General features: G+C 61.0%; 24 protein-coding genes. 10 read left to right on the forward strand and 14 right to left on the reverse strand.

The window, feature by feature from the left end; all coding sequences use genetic code 11:
- Positions 1 to 138: 138 nt before the first annotated feature.
- From AC097R_RS08590 to AC097R_RS08600, 3 genes are all read left to right on the forward strand, one after another.
- On the forward strand, positions 139 to 1,422 hold the full coding sequence (locus AC097R_RS08590; protein ID WP_479597665.1) for a type IV pili methyl-accepting chemotaxis transducer N-terminal domain-containing protein: 1,284 nt from the start codon (positions 139 to 141) through the stop codon (positions 1,420 to 1,422).
- A gap of 78 nt (positions 1,423 to 1,500) precedes the next feature.
- Positions 1,501 to 3,261, forward strand: a complete 1,761-nt coding sequence (locus AC097R_RS08595; protein ID WP_479597666.1) for a bifunctional protein-serine/threonine kinase/phosphatase — start codon at positions 1,501 to 1,503, stop codon at positions 3,259 to 3,261.
- 44 nt (positions 3,262 to 3,305) lie between these two features.
- Entirely contained in the window at positions 3,306 to 3,656 is a 351-nt protein-coding gene (locus tag AC097R_RS08600) for a terminase (protein WP_479597667.1), read from the forward strand.
- A gap of 26 nt (positions 3,657 to 3,682) precedes the next feature.
- Here AC097R_RS08600 and AC097R_RS08605 read toward each other — a convergent pair whose 3' ends face one another.
- Positions 3,683 to 4,282, reverse strand: coding sequence for a DUF4142 domain-containing protein (locus tag AC097R_RS08605; RefSeq protein WP_479597668.1), 600 nt, complete (start codon positions 4,280 to 4,282; stop codon positions 3,683 to 3,685).
- 347 nt (positions 4,283 to 4,629) lie between these two features.
- Between AC097R_RS08605 and AC097R_RS08610 the strand changes: the two genes are divergently transcribed.
- Both AC097R_RS08610 and AC097R_RS08615 read left to right on the forward strand, forming a co-directional pair.
- A complete protein-coding gene (locus AC097R_RS08610) occupies positions 4,630 to 5,223 on the forward strand; it encodes a TIR domain-containing protein (RefSeq protein WP_479597669.1) in 594 nt (197 codons plus the stop codon).
- 4 nt (positions 5,224 to 5,227) lie between these two features.
- Complete coding sequence (locus AC097R_RS08615; protein WP_479597670.1) at positions 5,228 to 5,911, forward strand: hypothetical protein; 684 nt, start codon at positions 5,228 to 5,230, stop codon at positions 5,909 to 5,911.
- A 426-nt stretch (positions 5,912 to 6,337) separates the two neighbouring features.
- On the opposite strand, the gene AC097R_RS08620 is transcribed toward AC097R_RS08615, so the two are convergent.
- Positions 6,338 to 7,657, reverse strand: coding sequence for a DnaB-like helicase C-terminal domain-containing protein (locus AC097R_RS08620; RefSeq protein ID WP_479597671.1), 1,320 nt, complete (start codon positions 7,655 to 7,657; stop codon positions 6,338 to 6,340).
- Positions 7,658 to 7,873: 216 nt separating this feature from the next.
- Here AC097R_RS08620 and AC097R_RS08625 point away from each other — a divergent pair, with 216 nt between their 5' ends.
- Complete coding sequence (locus AC097R_RS08625; RefSeq protein WP_479597672.1) at positions 7,874 to 8,698, forward strand: isocitrate lyase/PEP mutase family protein; 825 nt, start codon at positions 7,874 to 7,876, stop codon at positions 8,696 to 8,698.
- 10 nt (positions 8,699 to 8,708) lie between these two features.
- On the opposite strand, the gene AC097R_RS08630 is transcribed toward AC097R_RS08625, so the two are convergent.
- From AC097R_RS08630 to AC097R_RS08665, 8 genes are all read right to left on the reverse strand, one after another.
- On the reverse strand, positions 8,709 to 9,203 hold the full coding sequence (locus AC097R_RS08630; protein ID WP_479597673.1) for an SRPBCC family protein: 495 nt from the start codon (positions 9,201 to 9,203) through the stop codon (positions 8,709 to 8,711).
- Entirely contained in the window at positions 9,166 to 9,513 is a 348-nt protein-coding gene (locus AC097R_RS08635; protein ID WP_479598111.1) for an ArsR/SmtB family transcription factor, read from the reverse strand. The genes AC097R_RS08630 and AC097R_RS08635 overlap by 38 nt, the downstream gene beginning before the upstream one ends.
- A 30-nt stretch (positions 9,514 to 9,543) precedes the next feature.
- Positions 9,544 to 10,005, reverse strand: coding sequence for an SRPBCC family protein (locus AC097R_RS08640; protein ID WP_479597674.1), 462 nt, complete (start codon positions 10,003 to 10,005; stop codon positions 9,544 to 9,546).
- A gap of 153 nt (positions 10,006 to 10,158) precedes the next feature.
- The gene (locus tag AC097R_RS08645; protein WP_479597675.1) at positions 10,159 to 11,370 is read right to left on the reverse strand and encodes an MFS transporter; all 1,212 of its coding nucleotides are present in this window, start codon (positions 11,368 to 11,370) and stop codon (positions 10,159 to 10,161) included.
- Between the two features lie 179 nt (positions 11,371 to 11,549).
- Positions 11,550 to 12,389 carry an ABC transporter ATP-binding protein gene (locus AC097R_RS08650; RefSeq protein WP_479597676.1) on the reverse strand — a complete coding sequence of 280 codons (840 nt, stop codon included), beginning with the start codon at positions 12,387 to 12,389 and terminating at the stop codon, positions 11,550 to 11,552.
- Positions 12,386 to 13,327 carry a nitrate ABC transporter permease gene (ntrB, locus tag AC097R_RS08655; protein ID WP_479597677.1) on the reverse strand — a complete coding sequence of 314 codons (942 nt, stop codon included), beginning with the start codon at positions 13,325 to 13,327 and terminating at the stop codon, positions 12,386 to 12,388. Before ntrB ends, AC097R_RS08650 begins: the two co-directional genes overlap by 4 nt.
- 29 nt (positions 13,328 to 13,356) lie before the next feature.
- The gene (locus AC097R_RS08660; RefSeq protein ID WP_479597678.1) at positions 13,357 to 14,601 is read right to left on the reverse strand and encodes a CmpA/NrtA family ABC transporter substrate-binding protein; all 1,245 of its coding nucleotides are present in this window, start codon (positions 14,599 to 14,601) and stop codon (positions 13,357 to 13,359) included.
- A gap of 362 nt (positions 14,602 to 14,963) precedes the next feature.
- Entirely contained in the window at positions 14,964 to 15,338 is a 375-nt protein-coding gene (locus tag AC097R_RS08665; protein WP_479597679.1) for a MerR family transcriptional regulator, read from the reverse strand.
- A gap of 96 nt (positions 15,339 to 15,434) precedes the next feature.
- Here AC097R_RS08665 and AC097R_RS08670 point away from each other — a divergent pair, with 96 nt between their 5' ends.
- A complete protein-coding gene (locus AC097R_RS08670; RefSeq protein WP_479598112.1) occupies positions 15,435 to 15,848 on the forward strand; it encodes a hypothetical protein in 414 nt (137 codons plus the stop codon).
- Here AC097R_RS08670 and AC097R_RS08675 read toward each other — a convergent pair.
- From AC097R_RS08675 to AC097R_RS08685, 3 genes are all read right to left on the reverse strand, one after another.
- A complete protein-coding gene (locus tag AC097R_RS08675; RefSeq protein WP_479597680.1) occupies positions 15,845 to 16,294 on the reverse strand; it encodes a hypothetical protein in 450 nt (149 codons plus the stop codon). The genes AC097R_RS08670 and AC097R_RS08675 overlap by 4 nt on opposite strands.
- Positions 16,295 to 16,360: 66 nt before the next feature.
- Positions 16,361 to 17,008, reverse strand: a complete 648-nt coding sequence (locus AC097R_RS08680; RefSeq protein WP_479597681.1) for an ANTAR domain-containing response regulator — start codon at positions 17,006 to 17,008, stop codon at positions 16,361 to 16,363.
- A 62-nt stretch (positions 17,009 to 17,070) separates the two neighbouring features.
- Positions 17,071 to 17,829 carry a GNAT family N-acetyltransferase gene (locus AC097R_RS08685; protein WP_479597682.1) on the reverse strand — a complete coding sequence of 253 codons (759 nt, stop codon included), beginning with the start codon at positions 17,827 to 17,829 and terminating at the stop codon, positions 17,071 to 17,073.
- Between the two features lie 69 nt (positions 17,830 to 17,898).
- Between AC097R_RS08685 and tsaD the strand changes: the two genes are divergently transcribed.
- On the forward strand, positions 17,899 to 18,954 hold the full coding sequence (gene tsaD / locus AC097R_RS08690; protein WP_479597683.1) for a tRNA (adenosine(37)-N6)-threonylcarbamoyltransferase complex transferase subunit TsaD: 1,056 nt from the start codon (positions 17,899 to 17,901) through the stop codon (positions 18,952 to 18,954).
- 3 nt (positions 18,955 to 18,957) lie between these two features.
- Here tsaD and AC097R_RS08695 read toward each other — a convergent pair whose 3' ends face one another.
- Positions 18,958 to 19,347 carry an Hsp20/alpha crystallin family protein gene (locus AC097R_RS08695; RefSeq protein WP_479597684.1) on the reverse strand — a complete coding sequence of 130 codons (390 nt, stop codon included), beginning with the start codon at positions 19,345 to 19,347 and terminating at the stop codon, positions 18,958 to 18,960.
- 94 nt (positions 19,348 to 19,441) lie between these two features.
- On the opposite strand from AC097R_RS08695, the gene AC097R_RS08700 reads away from it, so the two are divergent.
- Both AC097R_RS08700 and rpsO read left to right on the forward strand, forming a co-directional pair.
- The gene (locus tag AC097R_RS08700) at positions 19,442 to 20,755 is read left to right on the forward strand and encodes a branched-chain amino acid ABC transporter substrate-binding protein (RefSeq protein WP_479597685.1); all 1,314 of its coding nucleotides are present in this window, start codon (positions 19,442 to 19,444) and stop codon (positions 20,753 to 20,755) included.
- Positions 20,756 to 20,885: 130 nt separating this feature from the next.
- Positions 20,886 to 21,152 carry a 30S ribosomal protein S15 gene (gene rpsO, locus AC097R_RS08705; RefSeq protein WP_094478006.1) on the forward strand — a complete coding sequence of 89 codons (267 nt, stop codon included), beginning with the start codon at positions 20,886 to 20,888 and terminating at the stop codon, positions 21,150 to 21,152.
- The last annotated feature ends 82 nt before the right edge of the window (positions 21,153 to 21,234 follow it).

The following is a 21,234-nucleotide window of genomic DNA, read 5'->3' on the forward strand; positions in this document are numbered from 1 at the left end:
GCTCAGCTAATGCAAGAGCTGTGCCATATGATCGGAACCTGTCTGCCCCAGCCTCTGCGAGCCGCATGTGTGGTGCGCGAATTGCGTGACCCAGAATCGCCCGCAAGCCCCGTTGTCCCTAGCTAACTCTGACTTTTTATGACCTCCGCCCTGCTGTGCTCCGCCCGCCAAAAGACTGCGCCCACGCTGGCTGCCGACCTGCAGGCGGCGGGCATTGTGGTGCTGGCCACGGTAGACGATTGCAGCAAGTTGGTGCAGGGCGTGGTGCTGCACGCACCAGATGTGGTGATCTGTGATGTGCCGGTGCCCACGGCCGCCTGGTTCCAGGCGCTGCAGGTGGTGGGCCAAACCGTGCCGTGCGCGTTGATGGTGTTCACCACGGACAGCGACGCCAGCCACATCGTGCAGGCCACCGAATGCGGCGTGCATGCCTATGTGGTGAATGGCTATGGCGCCAACCGGCTGCGCCCGCTCATCCATTTGGCGCAGGCGCGCTTTCAAAAGGCGGAGCAACAGCGCCAAGCCTATGAAGAGATTGCCACCCGGTTTGAAGAGCGCAAGGCGGTGGACCGGGCCAAGGGCATCCTGATGCGGGCCCAGCACCTGTCGGACGACGACGCCTTCCGCACCCTGCGCTCGGCCGCCATGAGCTCCAACCAGCGCATGGGCCAGCTGTCGCAGCACATTATTCAGTCGGCCCACTTTGCCGAGGTGGTGAACCGCTCAGGCCAGTTGCGCATGCTGTCGCAGCGGCTGGTCAAGCTGCACCTGCTGCAGGCCGCACAGGTGCAGGCCGCCCAGCACGCCACGCTGCTGCAGGAATCGGTGCAGTGGGTGGACAGCAACTTTGCGCTGCTGCGCAAAAACCTGTCGCAGCCCACCTATGGCGACCTGCTGGAGCAAGTAGCCCAAACCTGGGAGCTGCTGAAGGCCGCGCTGGCCCAGGGCGGCACCCAGGCGGTGGAGTACGAGGCTGAGGCGCTGTTGATGGGCGCCGAGCGCCTGACTGCCAGCCTGGAAAGCTCGGGCGCGGCCGCGCCCCTGCAGGTGTTGAACCTGGCAGGGCGCCAGCGCATGCTGTCACAGCGCTTCAGCAAGTACGCGCTGCTGGCGCTGGAGGGTGAGGGCGTTGCGGTGGAGCTGGCCCAGGCCGGCATGCGCGCCGCCCAGCAAGAGTTTGAAAAAGCGCTCACCTACCTCAATGGCCTGCCGCTGAGCACCCCCGCCATCCATGAGGCCCTGGGCGCCGCGGGTGTAGCCTGGCTGCAAATGGTGGCCGCTGCGCAAGACGCTCAGCGCCTGAGCCCTGCCAAGCGCGGCGCCCGGCTGGAAGACCTGGCCGCGGGCAGCGAAACCCTGCTGGCCCTGTTCGAGCAGCTGTCCGGCCACTACGAGCACAGCATGCAAATGCTGGTGGGATGAAACCCCGGTTAAGGGTTAACCAGCACGGTTTTGGTGCGCTGCAACAGAATTCGGCACTGAAATTGCTTATCTTGGTGCATGGCATTTGACATAGACATTGGCTTTGCGTCCCTGGCCGGGCGCAAACCTCTTAACGAAGACTTCTGCGCCGCCATGCTGCCCACCCAGGGGCAAGAGGACATGGGCTCCATCGTCGCCATTGCCGACGGCGTGAGCGCCGGTGGCATGGGCCGCGAGGCCGCCCAAACCACGGTGACCAGCTTGGTGCGCGACTACTTTGGCACGCCCGAAACCTGGGACACCACGGTGGCGCTGGACCGCATCATTGCCGCGCAAAACGCCTGGCTGTGCGGCATCAACCGGCGCCGCCAGCCCGCCATGGGCCTGACCACGCTGACCGCCCTGGTGCTGCGCGGCCAGTCGTACACGCTGGCCCATGTGGGCGATGCCCGCTGCTACCTGGTGCGCGACGGCAAGGCCACCCTGCTCACCCAAGACCACGTGGTCAACCACCCCGACCTGAAGCACCAACTGCTGCGCTCGGTGGGCGCCGAAGACCACCTGGTGGTGGACTACCTGCAGGGCGACCTGCAGGTGGGTGATGTGTTCATCTTGCTGACCGATGGGGTGCATGGCGAAGTGTCGGCCCGCCGCCTGCCCGACTACGCCGCCATGGCCGATGCACGCGAGGCCGCCCAAAAGCTGGTGGACCAGGCGCTGGCCAAGGGCAGCAACGACAACGTATCGGCCATGGTGGTGCGCGTGCGGGGCCTGCTGGAGGCCACGCTGGCGGATGCCAACCGCATGGCCCAGGCCCTACCCATTCCCGGGCGCCTGAAGGTGGGGGACACGCTGGACGGCTTCACGGTGACTGCGCCCATTGCCGACAACGGCATTAACGTGCTCTACCAAGTCCGCGACCCGGCGACGCAAGTGCTGTACGCCCTCAAGACCCTGAATACGGCCCGCGCCCACGACCAGGAAGAGCGCGCCATGCTGGCGCACGAGGCCTGGCTGGCGCTGCGCATGCATTCATCCCGTGCGGCAGACAACCTGGTGGCCGTGCACGAGAAGCTGCCCAATGGCCGTGAACGCTCGGCGTTTTATGTGTTGTACGACTGGCATGGCGGTGAGACCCTGCAGCAACTGCTGGACCGCCAAAGCCGCGTGCCACCGGCCACGGCCCTGGGTTACACCATGCAGGCGCTCAAAGCGCTGGCCCGCCTGCACCGCCAGGGGGTGGTGCACCGTGACATCAAGCCCGCCAACCTGCACCTGGGCGACGACGGCGTGCTGCGCGTGCTGGACCTGGGCGTGGCCCTGAGCGGGCGCGAGCCCGCCGCCATGCGCGCACTGCACGCGGGCACGCCCAGCTATGTAAACCCCGAACAATGGGGCTTTCGCACCAAGGCCTCCAATGGCAAGACGGAGGCGGAGGAGGGCGAGGCCCAGCTACCCAACGCGCAGAGCGACCTGTTTGCGCTGGGCGTGACGCTGTACCAGTTGCTGACCGGCAAGCTGCCCTATGGCGATGTGCTGCCCTACCAGGTGGGCCGCTACTACCGCGACCCCACGCCCCCCAGTCGCCACAACCCGGAGGTACCGATCTGGCTGGACCACGTACTGCAAAAAGCCGTGGCCCGCGACCAGCGCCAGCGGTTCGAGACGGCCGAAGAATTCTTGTTGGCACTGGAGCGTGGCGCCAGCCGCCCGCTGAACGCGCCGCTGGCCACACCGCTGATGCAGCGCGACCCCACCGCCATCTGGAAGGTGGCGCTGGGTGTGTCCGTGCTGCTGAATTTTTTGCTGGTGTACTGGCTGCTGTTCTTGCCGAAGTAGCATGTTGCCAGTCGTCGCATTTTTATTCTGAACAAGGAAACACCATGAACACCCGTGAACTGTTGCGCTGGCAGTGGGAGGGCTACACCCAGTACCACCAGTCCCGCGCCAACCTGCTGATGCATATCGTGGTGGTGCCGATGTTCTTGCTGGGCAATGTGGGGCTGGTGGTAGCGCTGCTGAATGGTGCCATCGTGCCTGCGCTGGTGGCACTGGCCGCCATGGTGATTTCCATGGCAGTGCAGGGCCGCGGGCATGGCATTGAGGTCGTCCCCTCCGTGCCGTTCTCCAGCCGCACCAACGCCATCTCACGCATCCTGCTGGAGCAGTGGATTACGTTTCCACGCTTTGTTCTGTCGGGCGGCTGGTGGCGGGCGTTGCGCAAGGCGGGGTGAGCCAGCGCGCAATTCGCCTATCGCGCTTACTTCGTCGTATCTAGCTGCTTGGCCATCCCTAGGTGGTGCTCCACAGTGGGCAACAGCTTGTCGGCCAGCGCTTTCAGGTCCGCATCCTTGCCCTCGGCCTGAATCTTCTTGAGCAGCTTCACCGTACTTTCGTGGTCGCCCACACCGGCCCGCTTGATGTATTGGGCATTGAATGACTGGCCCGACAAGGCCCTCAGAGCCAACTCTTTGGTCTTGTGCCCCACGCCAATGCCGTCCGGCAACGTCACATTCTTTTGCCGCGCCAGGCTTTCCACTTCGGTCAGGGCTTTGCCATGGTCATCAATCATGGACTGTGCGAACGCTCTGACCTTGGCATCCTCGGATTTCTCCAGTGCCAGCCGCCCGGCCTGAACCTCTGCGCGATTACCTGCGGCCAGATCGATCAACATGCTGCTATCGCTGCTCGCCAGTTCGGACTGCGCGGTCGCATTGGGCGTAGCTGCCGGCGCGGTGGTTTGAGCCCCTACAGGTAGCGACACGACTGCGGCAACTATGCCGGCTGCGAGCAGCGCGGAGCGCACTCCGCGCTGAGACAAGGAAGTGGATTTGCGATGTGTAGACGAGATGGTGAACATGAAAACTCCTGCAGAAATAACAGGAGTTGACTGTGTCACGCACATTCGAAAATGCTTGTAGGACATTCGCCCCATTTGGTGTCGGAGGATGCCGGCAAATGCTTGGCACTTTGATTGCGGCTTGGGCTGTCGCAACAAAGCGTTGATTCGACTTTGGGCCAGTTTCGGTCTTTGACCAGTGTCTGCTTGTAAGCAGCTCGTCTTGAGTGCACAGATATACTTCAAACAAAGAATAAATTGCTTTCGGTGTCAGCACGTTTCGAGACCGACAACAATAAACCGCCCGAATAAATGGATCAACGTGAACTGTGTCCAGGCTGACACAAAAAAGAATTCGAGACCACACAATGGCAACGACCAACCACGGTCTTCTCGCCTCACTGCTGTATGAAGCACAAACGCCGCCAAAGCGACGCTGCTTTATCTCCTACCATCACGCTGACGAGCTAGAGGTTCAAACGTTCCTTGATACCTACTCGAATGCTGAAGTCTTTACCCATCGAGCACTTGGGCTGGACATGGCAGACGACATCGTGAACAGCAACGACACGGACTACGTAATGCGCCGTATTCGCGAGCAGTACATGCAGAACACATCGGTAACCATCATCATGGTCGGTCAGAACACGTGGAAGCGCCGGTACGTTGATTGGGAGATTGCTGCCTCGCTTAGAAACGGATTCGGTAACCCGGCAAACGGACTGCTTGGCATCAAACTGCCTTCCTACGCGTACGGCGTCCAGCAGTACCCATTCAGACTGAATGACAACTTGAACGCACAAGGTGTCGCGGATGGCACCCCCTGTTATGCCCGATGCATTCCGTATCCGACTAACTCAGCTGAACTTAGAACAGCAATTGAAGAGGCCTACCAGCGTCGTCAAGCCCAAAGCCATTTGATCAACAACGTGCGCGCCCGCTTCAGCTACAACAGGAGCTAGCATCATGGTCGAGCCCATACAAGCTGCCAGCTCTGCAGCCGACACCCTGCTACAGCTAACCCTCCTGCGCCCGCTCGAAGTTCGCTTCGTCATGAGCAGTTGGGTGACGGGCGCAGTCCTATTTGTTCTCTTGCTACTGTTTATCTGGCAGGGAATCCGACACCGCAACCTGTTCCAGAAGTTCGAAATCGATCAGGCCGAAGTCGGCATAGGCACTAACAAGCTAAAGCTTTCAATCAATGAAACTGACCGGCAGATTGCGTACAAGATTTGGGTCGAACTGAGCACACGGAAGATCGGCCTTCCGATTGATCTTGAGCACGATGTGATCTCGGAGGTCTACGACTCATGGCACACGTTCTTCACTGTCACACGCGAACTCGTAAAGGACGTCCCCGTCAATAAGTTCAGACGCAAAGAGACCGAAGAGATTGTGCGTTTGTCTATTGGGGTCCTGAACGATGGTCTTCGACCACACCTGACGAAATGGCAAGCGCGTTTCAGACGTTGGTACGGAAAAGCAACCGAGCATTCCGACTTTATTGAACAGTCGCCGCAAGAGATTCAGCAAAAGTATCCGAAGTACGACGAGTTGCAAGCTGATCTATTGGCAGTGAATCAGCGGCTGATGGCGTATCGCAAAATGATGTATGAGTTGGTAGTATTCACCAAGACGAAGAAGCACTGAAGTCAAGTGACAGAATCCTGGGATGTGAGCTTTGAATGCTGGAGTCGGCAATTGCTGTGCGGCATAGAGTCTATTCGCGCTGGCATATTTAACCGATGGTGACTTGAGATTCACCATCGACAGCGCTGAAAGCCAGTTTTTCGGCGCCCAGTTCGAGACGGCGAGGGCCTCTATCGACCCAATAACCGTCATTAATAGTGGACCGCTATTTCCTACGATTGCGCTGCCTAGTGATTGAATTCACCAGTGCTACGCGGCTTAATTGCACAGCGTCAGGTGGAATGAAGGGTTGTCTGCACAATAGCCCGTGTATCAAGAAAGCCTGACTCCAAAATATGGAGCCATGATCCACTTTACGACTGCAAACCGAGTGACGGCTGGGGCCGCCAGTGGGTATTAAAAATGCCCTCCTTCGGCATCAATCGATTAAAGACCGGGAGCAAGGTTTTGAAACTTGCCGATCCTTTTTCGGAAACCAAGTCTCACCGTGCCTGTCGGAGAACCGTCTCTTTGCTTTGCTACGATAACCTCAGCGACTTCAGTTTCAGCAGGTGCCGATCGGTACATTGCATCTCGATATAGGAATAGTACGAGATCGGCGAATCTATCTATCTCTCCCATTTCACCGAGATCACTCAGAGTCGGCCTCTTATCTGGACGAGATTCCACGTTTCTGTTCAGGTCAGTTATTACCAGTATGGGGGACCGTATCTCCCGCGCCAGGCCTTTTAGCCGTCGGCAAATGTCGACCAAGTCGCCGCCTTGGTGACTTGCTTGGTCTAGGCCCTGCAATGAGTCAACAATCACTAACCCCAGGGCGCCCTGCAACTTCACGAGACGTCGGCATTCGGCTTGAATTGTCTCGAAGATTAAATTGTTTGCATCGTGGATGTGCAGTGAGGCGTGTCGCAATTTTTCTATTGCTTCACTGAGCGAGGGCCATTCCGAATCCGTAAGCTTACCCAAACGAAGGTGATGCGGTTCAATGTTGCCCGACGCACATACCATCCGATTCGTGATTTGTGCCGCTGAATCATTTGAACAAAAAAACAGAATAGGTATTCGTTCATTGCAACCCACATGATCTGCTATGTTCAAAGCAAACGCCGTCTTCCCCACTGACGGTCGTCCAGCAACGATAACTAGAGATTCAGCCTGAAATCCCGCAGTAAATCGGTCAAGGTCATAGAACCCACTGGGTACACCTGTTACTCCCGGAAACTCTGAGTCAACCGCCTCCTGGACTCTGTCCAACATTTGAATTATCAATTCTTGAAAATCATGGCTTTGGTTTTGTACAGTCAACTGCTCAGATCTAGAGCCGCCCGATGAGGCCTCAATTGCCCCAACGGCCTTGATGATCTGATCTACGACATAGACCAAGCCTTTCGATGTAGGAGCAGCCATTTTGTCGGCCAGCAGTGGCGAGTAAGCGACGATGTCAGATCGTGTTACGTTGTGCCAGATCGGCAAAATCACCTTTTCTGTGCCGTCTTCACGGGCAACTAAACCATCGAGTTCTTTTTGCGGCCATTCCTTCCGTAGAAATTCAGGACTCAGAATCACAAGTCCGTATCTTGACTTAGAAAGACCGTTATCAATCGATCGGCGTAGACTATCTCCAAGCTTAAGTTCTGACTCGTCGAGCCATACCTTCAGCCCGCGATCTCGCAGCTGCATAGCCAATGGACGCGCCAGATCTTCCTTGTCTTCGCTTGCATGGCTAATAAATACGTCAAAGTCCATCGCACCAAGTGTATCGGTCAATGTCGACCAACAGCCTGGCCGTTATATAAAGCCAACGCTGACAGATAGGTTCCTCCGCATTTCGAATGTTGATCGTATCCGCCAGGTGAGTCAGTCTTGAATGTCTGCTATCCGGCAATGAGTCTTTTTTGGTCGATTTCCGCTTCGGGTCGAAAACCGCCCCCCACACACACACTATTCAAACTTTTAAAACTCATGAAAACGCAAAAAGAAAAAGCAGAAGACTTCGCGCAACTGCACCGCAAGGGATCGTGCTTTGTGATCCCCAATCCGTGGGACGTGGGGTCTGCGCGCTTGCTGGAGCATCTGGGTTTCAAGGCGCTGGCGTCCACGGGGGCCGGGTTTGCTTTCTCACAGGGCAAGATCGATCTGAGCATCAACGCGCGGGACATGCTGCACCATTTGGCGGAGCTCACGCAGGCGACCGCGCTGCCTGTGAGTGCCGACCTGCAAAACGGATTTGGTGATTCGCCACAAGACGCTGCCGTTGCCATTTTGGCGGCAGCCCAGGCGGGCGTGGTGGGCGGGTCGTTGGAAGATGCGTCTGGCGATGCGGATGCACCCATCTACGACATTGGTCTGGCCGCCGAGCGCATTCGAAATGCGGCGCTGGTCGCTCAGTCGCTGAAATTCAAGTTCACGCTGACCGCCCGCGCCGAAAACTACCTCTATGGCCGCCCGGATGTCAAAGACACGATTCGCCGGCTGCAGGCCTACCAGGATGCGGGAGCCGACGTGTTGTATGCACCGGGCATCCAGTCCCGTGAAGACATCCAGGCCATCCTGAGTGCTGTGGACCGCCCGTTGAATGTGCTCATGGGGTTTCAAGGCGTGCAGCTCACCGTGGCGGAGCTGCAAGACATGGGCGTGGCACGCATCAGCCTGGGCGGCTCTCTAGCCAGAGCGGCCTACGGTGCCCTGATGCGGGCCGCGCAAGAAGTGCAATCCACAGGCACCTTCGGATATGCCAAGGACGCGATCTCCGGCAAAGAGATCAACGCCATTTTTTCACAAGCGTAGTCGGGCTTTTTTAGGCCGCTGCGGGCACCCGGGGCAACACATGCCCAGTCTCCAGCAGCGTCTTCAAGTTCGACAACACCGCAGGCCAGCCGCCCGATATGCCGGCCAGCATTTGCGCGTCGAGGTCGATGTGGCTCACGGTCAGGCGGACCAGTCCGTCGATGCGCTGCGCAATGTCGATTTCCACGCGTGAGTGTTTGGACGCATCATCGATTTCGCTGGGACGGGCCCAGGTGTAGACCAGGCGGCTGGGTGGGTTGCACTCCACCACCTTGCCGCAGATGTCGACCGTGCGCGCGGCATCCAGGCGCTGGTGTTCCCATGTGGAGCCGGGCTTCCAGTCTGACACGTTGACGCGGGCGCATTCCGATGTGGGGCCGACCCAGTACTGGGCCATCACGTCGGTGTCCATGAACGCCTGCCACACCTTTTCGGGAGTGGTCTGGATGTAGCTCACGTAGACAAAGCTAGGCTTTGTTGGGGTTGGCGTTGCGGTTGTCGTCATCTTGTTTTCCTTCCAGTTGTTGCTTCAGGTTGTGCAGTGCGTCCAGTCGGCCATGCTCGAACTTGGCGATCCACCGCGTGTGAATTTCATGCAGCGGCACGGGGTTGATGTAGTGCAGCTTTTCGCGCCCTTGCCACACCACCGCGACCAGGTTGGCCGCCTCCAGCAGTTGCAAATGCTGGGTGACGGCCTGGCGTGTCATGTCCATGTGTTCGCACAGCGCGCCCAGCGTCTGGCCGCTCTCGCTGTGCAGCTGGTCGAGCAGGCGCCTGCGCGTCGGGTCGGCCAGTGCCTTGAAAACTTTGTCGATATCCAAAACTCACCTTCATTGAATGGCGCCTCAATCTGCGCCGTCGCCGCTGATGTGCGGGTCGGTCGGGTTGGGCGTGCCCTTGCCGGTTTCTACCAGTGATTTCAGGCTCAGCAGGTAGACCGCCCACTTGGTGCTGCAATGGTGCATGAATTCCACGGGTTCTTTCCAGCCCTGGTGCTTGAACAGCACGATGGCATGGTCGCCCGACTGTTTCAGGTCAAACCGAATGGTGTTGCCCACCCATTCCGGTGGTCCCTCTACCACCTGCCACACCACGCGCTGGCCGGGCACCAGCTCCAGCACCTGCATGTCGAAGCCACCGATCTCCTCCCCGCCGGCGCTGAACAGAAAGCGGATCACCCCGCCCACGGTACCGTCCCCTTGGGTGTTGCGGGTCCACCAGGCCGCCAGGCCTTCGCGGGTGGCCAACGCTTGGTAGACCTGGTCTACCGATGATTGGATGCCGACCCTGTGCAAGATATCCACCATGGCTGTTCTCCTTGAAGTGTCAGGAAATTATATGCAAGTAAATACTTGCATGTCAAACAGAATTTTGAACTGGAGAGGTGGTTGGTATGAAAAAAGCCGCACAGCCCCCGTGGAGTCTGTGCGGCCAGCTACTGAATCAGTAGCAGTTGATTCTTAGGTGCGTGCGCGCCCGCCTTTTTCAGCCCAGGTACGGGTCCAGCGGATCTGCATCACGCGCAGCATCACCAGCATGACGACGGCCAGGCCGGCAAACAGGTAGAAGCCGCCGGAGTAGCTGCCGAAGTACTGCTTGGACAGGCCCATGGCATTGGGCACCAGGCCACCGCCCAGGGCGCCTACCTCACCAATCATGGAACCCGCCACCGCAGTGGCCAGGGGCCAGCGCAGGGGCACCAGCTGGAACACCGCGCCGTTGCCCGCACCCAGTGCGGCAAAGCACAGGATGAACAGCAACGTGGTGGCCGCCAGCGAGCCGTTGGCCAGGCCGCACAGCACCAGCGTTACCGCCACGGTGACCAGTACCACTTGCAGCGTGTTCACGCCGCCCCAGCGGTCCGAAATCCAGCCGCCCAACACGCGCACGGCCGCGGCCATGAACGCCGCCAGCATGGTCAGCTGGCCGGCTTGCACCTTGCTCACGCCAAACTGGTCGTAGTAGTAGGTGGGCAAAAAGGTGGTGAGGCCGATAAAGCCGCCAAAGGTGACGGCGTAGATCAGGCTGAAGGCCCAGCCGTCTTTTTCAAACAGGCAGGCGATGTGCTCTTTGAACGACGCATGCTTGTCCAGGTCATCGGGCTCTTGGGCCAGCACAATCATCACCACCATGGGGATGCTGATGGCCAGCGCGGCAATGCCGTACACCGTGACCCAGCCAAAGGCCTGGGCCAGCGGCGGCGCCACCAGCACCGACACCGCGGTGCCCACGTTGCCCGCGCCCACCAGGCCCATGGCCAGGCCCTTGTGCTTGGCCGGGAACGAGCCCGAACCCAGGGACAGGGCCACGCCAAAGCTGGCGCCGGCAATGCCCAGCAGCACGCCCATGGCCAGCAGGTCGTTAAAGCTCTTCACAAAGAAGAAGCCAAACAGCATGGCCACCATGATCATGCCCATCTCCACCAGTGTGGCGTTTTTGCGGCCGATGTACTGCGACAGGATGCCCAGCGGAAAGCGCATGAGTGCGCCCGCAATGATGGGGATGGACAGCATCAGGCCCTTTTGGGCGGGGCTGAGGTTAAAGGTCTCCGAGATGAACGGTGCCATGGCACCGTTGAGCACCCAAATGCAGCACGAGAACGAAAAATACAAAAACGCCGCGAACAACGTCGGGGAGTGGCCTGATTTCAAAAAGCTGCGAAAGCCCGCCATGGTGCAAATCCTTCAATAGGGAGTGGTACTCCCAAAAACAGTGCAAAAAACGTACCAACATGGGGCGCGTCTTTTGCGGGTGAAAAGGCCCGTATGAGAGCCAGAAACGGCGCGACGCACAACATGTGTGCGTCGCGGGGCGCTGCGCATTGGTGCGCAGGCGGGGTGGGGCAGGGTGCTTAGGCCGCCTTCTCCACGTGGGCCTGGCGTGTATACAAAAAGTCGATCACGGCCTTGCGGTACTGCAGGTACTGCGGGCTGTCGGCCAGCTCCACGCGATTGCGCGGGCGGGGCAGGTCCACGCTCAGCACCTCGCCAATGGTGGCGGCCGGGCCGTTGGTCATCATCACGATCTTGTCGGACAGCAGCACGGCTTCGTCCACATCGTGCGTCACCATCACCACGGTGCTTTGGGTACGGGCCACGATCTCCAGCAGCTCGTCCTGCAGCTTGGCGCGGGTCAGCGCGTCCAGTGCGCCAAAGGGCTCGTCCATCAGCAGCACCTTGGGCTCCATGGCCAGCGCCCGGGCAATGCCCACGCGCTGCTTCATGCCGCCACTGATTTCGCCAGGGCGCTTTTGCGCCGCAGCCGTCAGGCCCACCAGGGCCAGTGCGGCGTCGGTGCGCGCCTTCAGCTGCGTTTTGTTTTCGGACGGGGCGCCGGTGCTCTTGGCGCCTGCACCAAACACGCGCTCCACGCCCAGGTAGACGTTTTCAAAGCAGGTGAGCCAGGGCAGCAGCGAGTGGTTTTGGAACACCACGGCGCGCTCGGGGCCGGGGCCGTTGATCTCTCGGTTGGCGCAGATCAGCGAGCCCTCGGTGGGCGTGGTCAGCCCGGCGATCAGGTTCAGCAGCGTGGACTTGCCGCAGCCGCTGTGGCCGATCAGCGCCACGAACTCGCCCTTGGCCACGGTCAGGTTGATCTCGCGCAGCGCGGGGAACAGGCCCTTCTTGGTCTTGAAGGTCTGGGCCACGCCCTGGATTTCGATGTACTTGGTGTTGGCGGAAACAATGCTCATGACTTCACCTCTTCAAACGTAAATGCGGTGGCGATTTTGATCAGGGCGTATTCCAGAACCAGCCCGACGATGCCGATCACGAAGATGGCGATGATGATGTTCTTGACGTTCAGGTTGTTCCACTCGTCCCACACCCAGAAGCCAATGCCCACGCCGCCGGTCAGCATCTCGGCCGCCACAATCACTAGCCAGGCGGTGCCCACAGCCAGGCGCACGCCGGTCAGCATGTAGGGCAGCACCGAGGGGAACAGGATCTTCGTGACGATCTTCCACTCGCTCAGGTTCAGCACGCGGGCCACGTTCATGTAGTCCTGCGGCACGCGCTGCACGCCCACCGCGGTGTTGATGATCATGGGCCAGATGGAGCAGATGAAGATGGTCCAGATGGCCGCAGGGTTCGCCCCCTTGAACACCAGCAGGCCAATCGGCAACCAGGCCAGTGGCGACACAGGGCGCAGCAGGCTGATCAGCGGGTTGAACATGCGGCTCAAAAACTCAAAGCGCCCAATCATGAAACCCGCGGGAATGCCCACCGCAGCCGCCAGGCCAAAACCCAGCGCCACACGCTCCAGCGAGAACAGCACGTTCCAGCCCACGCCCTGGTCGTTGGGGCCTTTGCGGTAGAACGGATCGCTGAAGATGGTGATGGCCTGCTGCAGTGTTTCCCAGGGGCTGGGAATGCTGCTTTTGGTGCCAATGCTCACCAGCGCCCAGATGCCCACCAGCAGCGCCAGGCCCATCACGGGTGGGAGCACCCGCAGCACCAGGCCACGCCAGTCGTAGCCCGGCTTGGCCACGGCGGGCGTGGCCGCCACAGCCGCAGGTTTAGTTGCTTTTTGCATGCTGGCCCCCGTGGACGCTGCGCCAGCAGCTTCCTTTTTGATAGCAGACCCTTCGGCCGATGTGGCCAAGGGGGAGTGAAAAACAGCGCTGACCATATGGATCTCCTATTCAGTTCCGCAAAAACTCAGGCTTTGACCTTGAAGCTGTCGGCGTATTTCTTGGGGTCCTTGCCATCCCAGACCATGCCGTCCATGAGCTTGCTGGTGCGCATCACGTCCTTGGGCACAGGGGTCTTGCTGGCGGTGGCGGCCTGCTTGTAGATCTCGATCTGGTTGATCTGCTTGGCCACAGCGAGGTAATCGGGGTGCTCTTTCAAAATGCCCCAGCGCTTGTGTTGCGTCAGGAACCACATGCCGTCCGACAGGTAGGGGAAGTTCACCGCGCCGTCGTTGTAGAACTTCATGTAGTTGGGGTCATCCCAGGTCTTGCCCATGCCGTTTTGGTAGCGGCCCAAGATGCGCTGGTTGATCGCGTCCACGCTGGTGTTCACATAGCTCTTGTCGGCAATGGTTTCTGCCATCTTGTTTTTGTTGGACAGGCTGGCGTCGATCCAGCGGCCGGCTTCCAGGATGGCGGCGGTCACGGCGCGTGCGGTGTTGGGGTACTTCTTGACGAAATCGCCCGTGGTGCCCAGCACTTTTTCGGGGTGGTCTTTCCAGATGTCCTGGGTGGTGGTGGCCGTCACGCCGATGCCGTCAATGATGGCGCGGTGGTTCCAGGGTTCACCCACGCAGAAGCCATCCATATTGCCAACGCGCATATTGGCCACCATCTGGGGTGGCGGCACGGTGATGACCTTGGCGTCACTCATGGGGTTGATGCCATTGGCCGCCAGCCAGTAGTACAGCCACATGGCGTGGGTGCCGGTGGGGAAGGTCTGGGCGAACGTGTATTCGCGCTTCTCGCTGGCCATCAGCTTGGCCAAGCTGGCGCCATCTACCGCGCCCTTGTCCGCCAGCTTCTTGGACAGCGTGATCGCCTGGCCGTTATTGTTCAGCGTGGCCAGCACGGCCATGTCTTTCTTGGGGCCGCCCACGCCCAGGTGCACGCCGTAGACCAGGCCGTACAGCACGTGGGCAAAGTCCAGCTCGCCGTTCACCAGCTTGTCGCGCACACCGGCCCAGCTGGCTTCCTTGCTGGGGACGATGGTCACGCCGTATTTCTTGTCAAAGCCCAGCACCGAGGCCATGACCACGCTGGCGCAGTCGGTCAAGGGGATGAAGCCGATCTTGACTTCGGTTTTTTCCGGGGCGTCAGAGCCACCGGCGTACACCGCAGCGCGCAGCGCAGGGTTGATACCCACCACGCCCACGGCCGCGGTTTGCAGAACAGCACGGCGGCTGAGTTTGGCTTTCAGAAGATCAGTCATGGCACACGCTCCAGAAGAGAAAAACACAAAACGAAAAACAAAAAAAGGCGTCCGCACTGGGTTGACTGCGCGGTGCGCGAGTCAACCCGTGGGGACGCCTTTGTCCTGTTTGCCCTGCGCCCTACCCGCCGTTAGGTGGGGTGCAGTGCATGACCGTTGCCGGTCTCGCAGGGATTAATGCAATGTCTGTGCCAGGTTGTCTTGGTGATGGTGTGCTATGGATTCAGGAGCTGCTAGCGCAATGAATACAGGGGCTAGAGGCCTAATTTGTTTGAAAGTATGTGCGGCGCACCGATTTTGTGCACCGCACCAAACCAGGAAAAAAACCTATGCACTGCGCCAGCCAGGCGCGTGCTGGGTGGTTACGCCGCGGTTTGGGGCGTGGTTGTGGGCATCAGCGGGCAGGCCAGTGCCAGCCGCGTGGCCAGGCCTTCGCGCAAGGCCAGCAGGGCGGCAATGCGCGCGTCAATCTCTCTGAGCTTTTCGCCCAGCACCTGGGCAATCGCCGGGCCGGGCTCGGCCTGCTCCCAGATCTCGGGCAGCTTGTGGCCAATCTCTGCCAGCGTGAAGCCTAGCTGCTGCGCCGTGCGGATGTAGTTCACCAGCATCAGCGTCTCGCTCGCGTAATCGCGGTAGCCATTGGCCAGGCGCTGGGCGCGTATCAGCCCCTGCTGTTCATAAAAGCGCAGCGCTTCACGCGTGAGGCCGCTGGCAGTGGCGAGTTCACCAATCAACATGGAAAGGAGAGGGAGTTGGTAAAAAGTGCTTGACCCTGAAGCTTACTTCAGGCCTGAGACTGCGGGCTTCTTTCACTTCTCAGGTTGATGTTGATGATGACTTTGCCCCGCTACCTCACCCTTGTGCGTGCCAGTGCCTGGTACGACCTGCTGGTCACCTGGCCGTTTGCGCTGCCGTGGACCTTTGCCTGGCTCTACGCCCAGTTGGCGGCGCTGGCCTTGGCGCTGCAACTGCCGGGCACGGTGCACCCGCTGGATGCCACCCATATGTTGCTGGCCAATCTGCTGGGTTCGGTGGTGGTGGTGTGGTCACTGGCGCGGCTGCTGGAGCCTACGGTGCGACTGGGCCGGCTGGATGGTCTGGCGCGCATGCTGTTTGCTGCGTGGCAGGTGTACGCGTTTGCCCACGGCGCCAGCGCAGTAGTGCTGGGCTTTACGGTGTTTGAGTTGCTGTTTGGCCTGCTGCAGTGGTGGCCGGTGGCGCAGCCTGCGGCTGCCAAGCAGGCTTAGTTGCGGATGTGGGCGCGGCGCTCGACGCCGTGGCGCTGCACCATGATGTGGATCAGCAGCGCAGCAGCTGCCGAAGTGGCCATCACCGGCGAGGCGGTCACCACGCGGGCCAGGCCGTCGAGCACATGCAGGCTGACCTGCTGTGCATAGTGGGTCAGGGCCACCACGTCTTGCGGCTCCACATTTTTCACGTCGTCAGGCAACACCTGCACATCGGGCCAGCCACCGCGAAAACGGATTTTGGCGAAGATGCCGTCGGCCACGGCCACCAGGGACAGCACGCCCAGCGGCTTCATCAGCGTGAGGATCAGATTGCTGCGCACGGCGACCGGCGCAGTCTCGTAAATCTTGCCGACCAGCTGCGACACCATGCGCTCTTTTTCCGCGGCGGGCGCAGCGTCATATACCTCGGCGGCCAGTTGTTCGATAGGGATTTCGGGTTGCATGGGGTACAGCTTAGTTCTGATTTGTGCCAATTGTGTGAACTACACGTAACCAGTTGTTTGCCTCTGTCAGGAGAGCAGGTCGGCCACGTCCAGCATGCGCTGGGCCACTTCCACAATCTTCAGGTTTTTGTCCATCGCCGTCTTGCGCAGCTTGGCGTAGGCGGCTTCTTCGCTGAGCTGCTGGCGCTGCATCAGCAGGGCTTTGGCGCGGTCGATGACCTTGCGGTCTTGCAGCGCGGCGGACAGCTCGTTGAGCTCGGTGCGCGTGGCGGCCAATTCGTTGCGCAGGGCCTGTTCATGCTGGAAGCGGGCCATCGCCACGTCCAGAATCGGGCGGATGCGCTCGGCCTGCAAGCCCGCCACGATATAGGCCGACACACCGGCCGCCACCGCGGCGCGCGCATTGCCACTGTCGTTGTCGTTGGTGAACATGACGATCGGGCGGCGCTCGTCGCGCGTGGCCATCACCACATGCTCCAGCGCGTCACGCGCGTCGCTCTCGGCGTCCACAATGATCATGTCGGGCTGCAGCTGCGCCAGGCGCTCGGTGAGGTACACATCGGCCGGCAAAGACGCCACCAGGTTGAAACCGTTTTCCAGCAGTCCAATGCGCAGGCTGCGCGAGCGTTCGGCTTGGCTGAACGCGTGGGCATCCTGCTGGTCATCGACCAGCAAGTCTGAATTGATCACGACGATGCGAAGCGGCTCGGTCATATGCCCATCATGGCACGCAAAATTCGCGCCAAGCGGACTCTTTTGTCTGGCGTAAGGAGCGGCTAGCGGGCGCTGGCGTGCCAGTAGTGGTAGCACCAGGCGGTGACGAAGCCCGCACGCTGGTACAGGGCCAGGGCCGCGGTGTTTTCTGCCTCCACCTGCAAAAACGTTTCCGTCAGCCCGCGCCGCAGCGCCTCCTGCGCCAAGCAGGCCATCAGCTGGGCGGCCAGACCCTGGCCGCGCGCGTGCACCACGGTGCGCAGCCCGTGCAGGCTGGCCCAGCCCTGGCTGTAGACCGCGGTGCCCGCGCACAACGCTTGCCCGTGTTGCACCAGGCTGGCGTACACGCCATGCTGGCCGCGGCTCAGCGCCTGCAGGCGGTGCTGGCCATCCACCGGGTCAAAGCCTGGCGCGGTGTACACCGCGGCCCAGTGTTCGGTTGGTGTGGGCGACCAAGTGGCGGTGCTGCCGGTGCTCAGGCCCGCCACCGTGGCGGTGGGCGCCACCTGCACCAGCGTGGCTTGGGCGGGCACGAAGCCCATGCGGCGCAGTTCGGCCTGCACAGCGGCCAGGCCCGCCACGTCGGGCAGGCGAAAAATGGGTTTCAAACCGCGTTGCGTGTAGCGCGTGCAGATGTCGGGCAGGGCGTCGGGGCGCAGGTTGTGGTGGCGCAGGGGTGCGGCGCTTTTGGCGCGGCCCACGGTGGACGTGTCGTACGACAGCAGCCAGCCGTCCAGGTTCTCATGGGCGGGCGGGGCCACGGCATCGCGGGTGGAGGTTTCCAGCCGGGCAATGGCGTCATCGGTCAAAGGCAGGTGCATGCGGCCATTGTGCCGGGCCGCCTGCGCAGGCCCCATCCTCTAAACTCGGCGGCTCTGAAGGAAACAAGCATGCTGGTGTTGGGAATCGAGTCCTCGTGTGACGAAACAGGCGTGGCCATGGTCCATGCGCACGGCACTGCTGTGCCCACGCTGCTGGCCCACGCGCTGCACAGCCAGATTGAAATGCACCAGGCCTATGGCGGCGTGGTGCCCGAGCTGGCCAGCCGCGACCACATCCGCCGCGTGCTGCCGCTCACCCAACAGGTGCTGAATGACAGCGGCCACAGCCTGCAGGATGTGGACGTAGTGGCCTACACGCGCGGGCCCGGCCTGGCCGGGGCCTTGCTGGTGGGGGCGGGCGTGGCCTGCGCCTTGGGTGCGGCGCTGGACAAGCCCGTGCTGGGCGTGCACCACCTCGAAGGGCATTTGCTGTCCCCATTCCTGAGCGCAGATCCTCCTGAGTTTCCGTTTGTAGCGCTGCTGGTGTCCGGCGGCCACACGCAACTCATGCGCGTGGACGGCGTGGGCCGCTACGAGTTGCTGGGTGAAACGATTGATGACGCGGCGGGCGAGGCCTTTGACAAGTCTGCCAAGCTCATGGGCCTGGCCTATCCGGGTGGGCCGTTGTTGTCCAAGCTGGCAGAAGAGGGCAGCCCCACGGCCTACCAACTGCCACGGCCGCTGCTGCACAGCGGCAACCTGGACTTTTCATTTGCGGGCCTGAAGACGGCCGTGCTGGTGCAAAGCCAGCGCATGGTGGCTGCGGGTGCGGTCACCGTGTTCGACGCATTGCCGCGTCAGCAGCAGACCGACTTGGCCGCGTCTACGCAGGCGGCGATTGTGGAGGTGCTGCTGAAGAAGTCGATGGCAGCGATCAAGCAAACCGGCTTGAAGCGCCTGGTGGTGGCGGGTGGCGTGGGCGCCAACCGCAAGCTGCGCGAGCTGCTGAATGCCGAGTGCGCCAAACGCGGTGTGCGCGTGCACTACCCCGAGCTGCACCTGTGCACCGACAACGGCGCCATGATTGCCATGGCCGCGGCGATGCGCTTGCAAAGCGGCTTGCAGACCGCCAGCAAGGCTTACGCTTTCGACGTCAAGCCCCGCTGGCCGCTGCACACGCTCTAAGTTCTACTGAATGGTCAGTTCGGTGGCGTTGTTCACCGGCACCTTTTTAGCCAGCTTCAGGGTCAGCACGCCGTGTTCCAGCTTGGCTTCGCTCTGTGCGCTGTCCACGTCCTGGGGCAGTTCGTAGGCGGCGCGGTAGCGGCGGGGTGCGTCTTCCTTGCTTTGGATGCGAACCACCGCACCTTCGATGGAAATGCTCAATTGCTCCTTGGCAATGCCGGGCATGTCCAGCGTCAGGGTGAACGAGGTTTCGTCCTGCTTGTAGGCGCCCGCGCTTTGGCGTGCGGAGAACAATGCGTCATCGATGAAGCGGTCGACGGAGCGGCCTGTGTGTGCGTAAGCGGGACGGCGCACAGAGGACTGGAAAACGGCGGGTGCAGAGGCAAAAAACATGGTGTGGACTCCTAGTACACTGCGCGGCTCTCACAGCGATCGCCGCATGTCTCCAAGCTGAGCGCTTTCCCTCTCATTTCAAGAGAAATTTCCCATGTTTATTCTTTCCCGCCAAGTCTTGAAATTGGGCGCAACGGCGCTATTTGCCTCCGTTTTGTCGGTCGCCAGCGCCATCGCCCAAACCCCTTCGGCCATCAAGATCGCCGTCATCGAAGGCTTTAGCGGCCCCAATGCCAACGGTGGCGAAGCTGCGTTTCGCAACTTCGTCTGGGCCGTGGAGCGTGTGAACGCACGCGGCGGCGTGAAGCTGCCTGCCAGTGCCGGTGGCAACCAGTCGCTGCAGTTGGAGCGCTTTGACAGCAAGGGCCAGACCGAAGAGGCGCTGTCAGCGCTGCGCTCCGCCATCGACGGTGGTGCGCGCATCATCCTGCAGGGCAATTCTTCGGGAGTGGCGGCCTCGCTGATCGACGCCATCAACAAGCACAACGAGCGCGACCCGGCGCGCCGCGTGCTGTTCCTCAACTACGCCGCCGTGTTGCCCGAGCTGACCAACGAAAAATGCAGCTTCTGGCATTTCCGCTTTGACGCGCACTCCGACATGCGGATGGCCGCGCTGATGGATGTGCTCAAGGACGACAAGGCCTTGAAGAGCGTCTATCTGATTGGCCAGGACTACAGCTTTGGCCAGTCGGTGGCGCGCGAAGCCCGTCGCCAGCTGGGCGTGCAGCGCCCCGACGTGCAGGTGGTGGGCGACGAGCTGCACCCCTTGGGTCGCGTGAAAGACTTTTTGCCCTATGCCACCAAGATCAAGGCCAGCGGCGCGGGCGCCGTGATCACGGGCAACTTCGGCAACGACCTGAGCCTGCTCATCAAAGCTGCGAAGGACGTGGGTTTTGACGGCAAGTTCTACACCTTCTACGGCAATGCGCTGGGCGCCCCGGCCGCGATTGGCGACGCCGGCATTGGCAAGGTGGTGGCCGTGGCCGACTGGCTGCCCAATGTGCAGACCGCCGCCAGCGAGGCGTTTTACAAGTCCTTCCGCGTGCGCTATCCCAAGCCCGAAGACGACTATGTGCACATGCGCATGCAACTGCTGGTGGAAGCGCTGGCCCAAAGCCTGGAGGCCGCCGGCAAGCAGGGCGCGGCGGGTGCCAATGGTGCTATCGATATGGTAGCTGTCGCCGCACAGCTGGAGAGGGCTAGCGTCACTTTTAGTGGCCAAACCGGCACCATGCGCGCAGCCGACCACCAGTTCCAGCAAACCCTGGTGGTGGGCTCGATGGAGCGCCAGGGTACGCCGGGCGTCAAATTTGACGTGGAAGGCTCGGGGTACGGATTTCGTGTGGTGAAAACCGTGCCCGCAGCGGCGGCGGAGCAGGCCACCAGCTGCAAGATGGTGCGCCCCTGACGCGACCGGGTTATAATCGAGCGGCTTTGCATTCGGCAGGGCGCACGCCAGGCGCAGTTCCAGCACCTGGCGCAAGTTGTACAAACCGGGGCAGCACCCAGCGTGCAGTCCCAAAACACCAGGAAAACACATGATTGCATCTAGCATCAAAGCCGCTGTTGTCAAAGACAACGCACGTCAAGCTGGCGATACCGGCAGCCCCGAAGTCCAAGTGGCTTTGCTGACCGCCCGTATCAACGAACTGACCCCCCACTTCAAGACCCACGCCAAAGACCACCACGGTCGCCGCGGTCTGCTGCGCATGGTTTCCCGTCGCCGCAAGCTGCTGGACTACCTGAAGAGCAAAGATGCTGACCGCTATGTCGCTCTGATCGCCAAGCTGGGTCTGCGTAAGTAATCGGTCCCACGAATGTGAAGCGCCTGAGTTAGGTCACTAGCTCAGGCGTTTTTTACTTCGGAGACGGCAAAAACAGAGCGAA

The organism is Rhodoferax sp. ZS1R25, from assembly GCF_056521335.1.

Coding starts and splice junctions, on each gene's coding strand:
- AC097R_RS08650 (WP_479597676.1), bottom strand. CDS start 12,389: ATGAGCATTGTTTCCGCCAACACCAAGTACATCGAAATCCAGGGCGTG.
- ntrB (WP_479597677.1), bottom strand. CDS start 13,327: ATGGTCAGCGCTGTTTTTCACTCCCCCTTGGCCACATCGGCCGAAGGG.
- AC097R_RS08665 (WP_479597679.1), bottom strand. CDS start 15,338: ATGTTGATTGGTGAACTCGCCACTGCCAGCGGCCTCACGCGTGAAGCG.
- AC097R_RS08640 (WP_479597674.1), bottom strand. CDS start 10,005: ATGGTGGATATCTTGCACAGGGTCGGCATCCAATCATCGGTAGACCAG.
- AC097R_RS08675 (WP_479597680.1), bottom strand. CDS start 16,294: ATGCAACCCGAAATCCCTATCGAACAACTGGCCGCCGAGGTATATGAC.
- AC097R_RS08700 (WP_479597685.1), top strand. CDS start 19,442: ATGTTTATTCTTTCCCGCCAAGTCTTGAAATTGGGCGCAACGGCGCTA.
- AC097R_RS08670 (WP_479598112.1), top strand. CDS start 15,435: ATGACTTTGCCCCGCTACCTCACCCTTGTGCGTGCCAGTGCCTGGTAC.
- AC097R_RS08625 (WP_479597672.1), top strand. CDS start 7,874: ATGAAAACGCAAAAAGAAAAAGCAGAAGACTTCGCGCAACTGCACCGC.
- AC097R_RS08620 (WP_479597671.1), bottom strand. CDS start 7,657: ATGGACTTTGACGTATTTATTAGCCATGCAAGCGAAGACAAGGAAGAT.
- AC097R_RS08660 (WP_479597678.1), bottom strand. CDS start 14,601: ATGACTGATCTTCTGAAAGCCAAACTCAGCCGCCGTGCTGTTCTGCAA.
- AC097R_RS08610 (WP_479597669.1), top strand. CDS start 4,630: ATGGCAACGACCAACCACGGTCTTCTCGCCTCACTGCTGTATGAAGCA.
- AC097R_RS08645 (WP_479597675.1), bottom strand. CDS start 11,370: ATGGCGGGCTTTCGCAGCTTTTTGAAATCAGGCCACTCCCCGACGTTG.
- AC097R_RS08630 (WP_479597673.1), bottom strand. CDS start 9,203: ATGACGACAACCGCAACGCCAACCCCAACAAAGCCTAGCTTTGTCTAC.
- AC097R_RS08600 (WP_479597667.1), top strand. CDS start 3,306: ATGAACACCCGTGAACTGTTGCGCTGGCAGTGGGAGGGCTACACCCAG.
- tsaD (WP_479597683.1), top strand. CDS start 17,899: ATGCTGGTGTTGGGAATCGAGTCCTCGTGTGACGAAACAGGCGTGGCC.
- AC097R_RS08595 (WP_479597666.1), top strand. CDS start 1,501: ATGGCATTTGACATAGACATTGGCTTTGCGTCCCTGGCCGGGCGCAAA.
- AC097R_RS08680 (WP_479597681.1), bottom strand. CDS start 17,008: ATGACCGAGCCGCTTCGCATCGTCGTGATCAATTCAGACTTGCTGGTC.
- AC097R_RS08695 (WP_479597684.1), bottom strand. CDS start 19,347: ATGTTTTTTGCCTCTGCACCCGCCGTTTTCCAGTCCTCTGTGCGCCGT.
- AC097R_RS08590 (WP_479597665.1), top strand. CDS start 139: ATGACCTCCGCCCTGCTGTGCTCCGCCCGCCAAAAGACTGCGCCCACG.
- rpsO (WP_094478006.1), top strand. CDS start 20,886: ATGATTGCATCTAGCATCAAAGCCGCTGTTGTCAAAGACAACGCACGT.
- AC097R_RS08685 (WP_479597682.1), bottom strand. CDS start 17,829: ATGCACCTGCCTTTGACCGATGACGCCATTGCCCGGCTGGAAACCTCC.
- AC097R_RS08605 (WP_479597668.1), bottom strand. CDS start 4,282: ATGTTCACCATCTCGTCTACACATCGCAAATCCACTTCCTTGTCTCAG.
- AC097R_RS08615 (WP_479597670.1), top strand. CDS start 5,228: ATGGTCGAGCCCATACAAGCTGCCAGCTCTGCAGCCGACACCCTGCTA.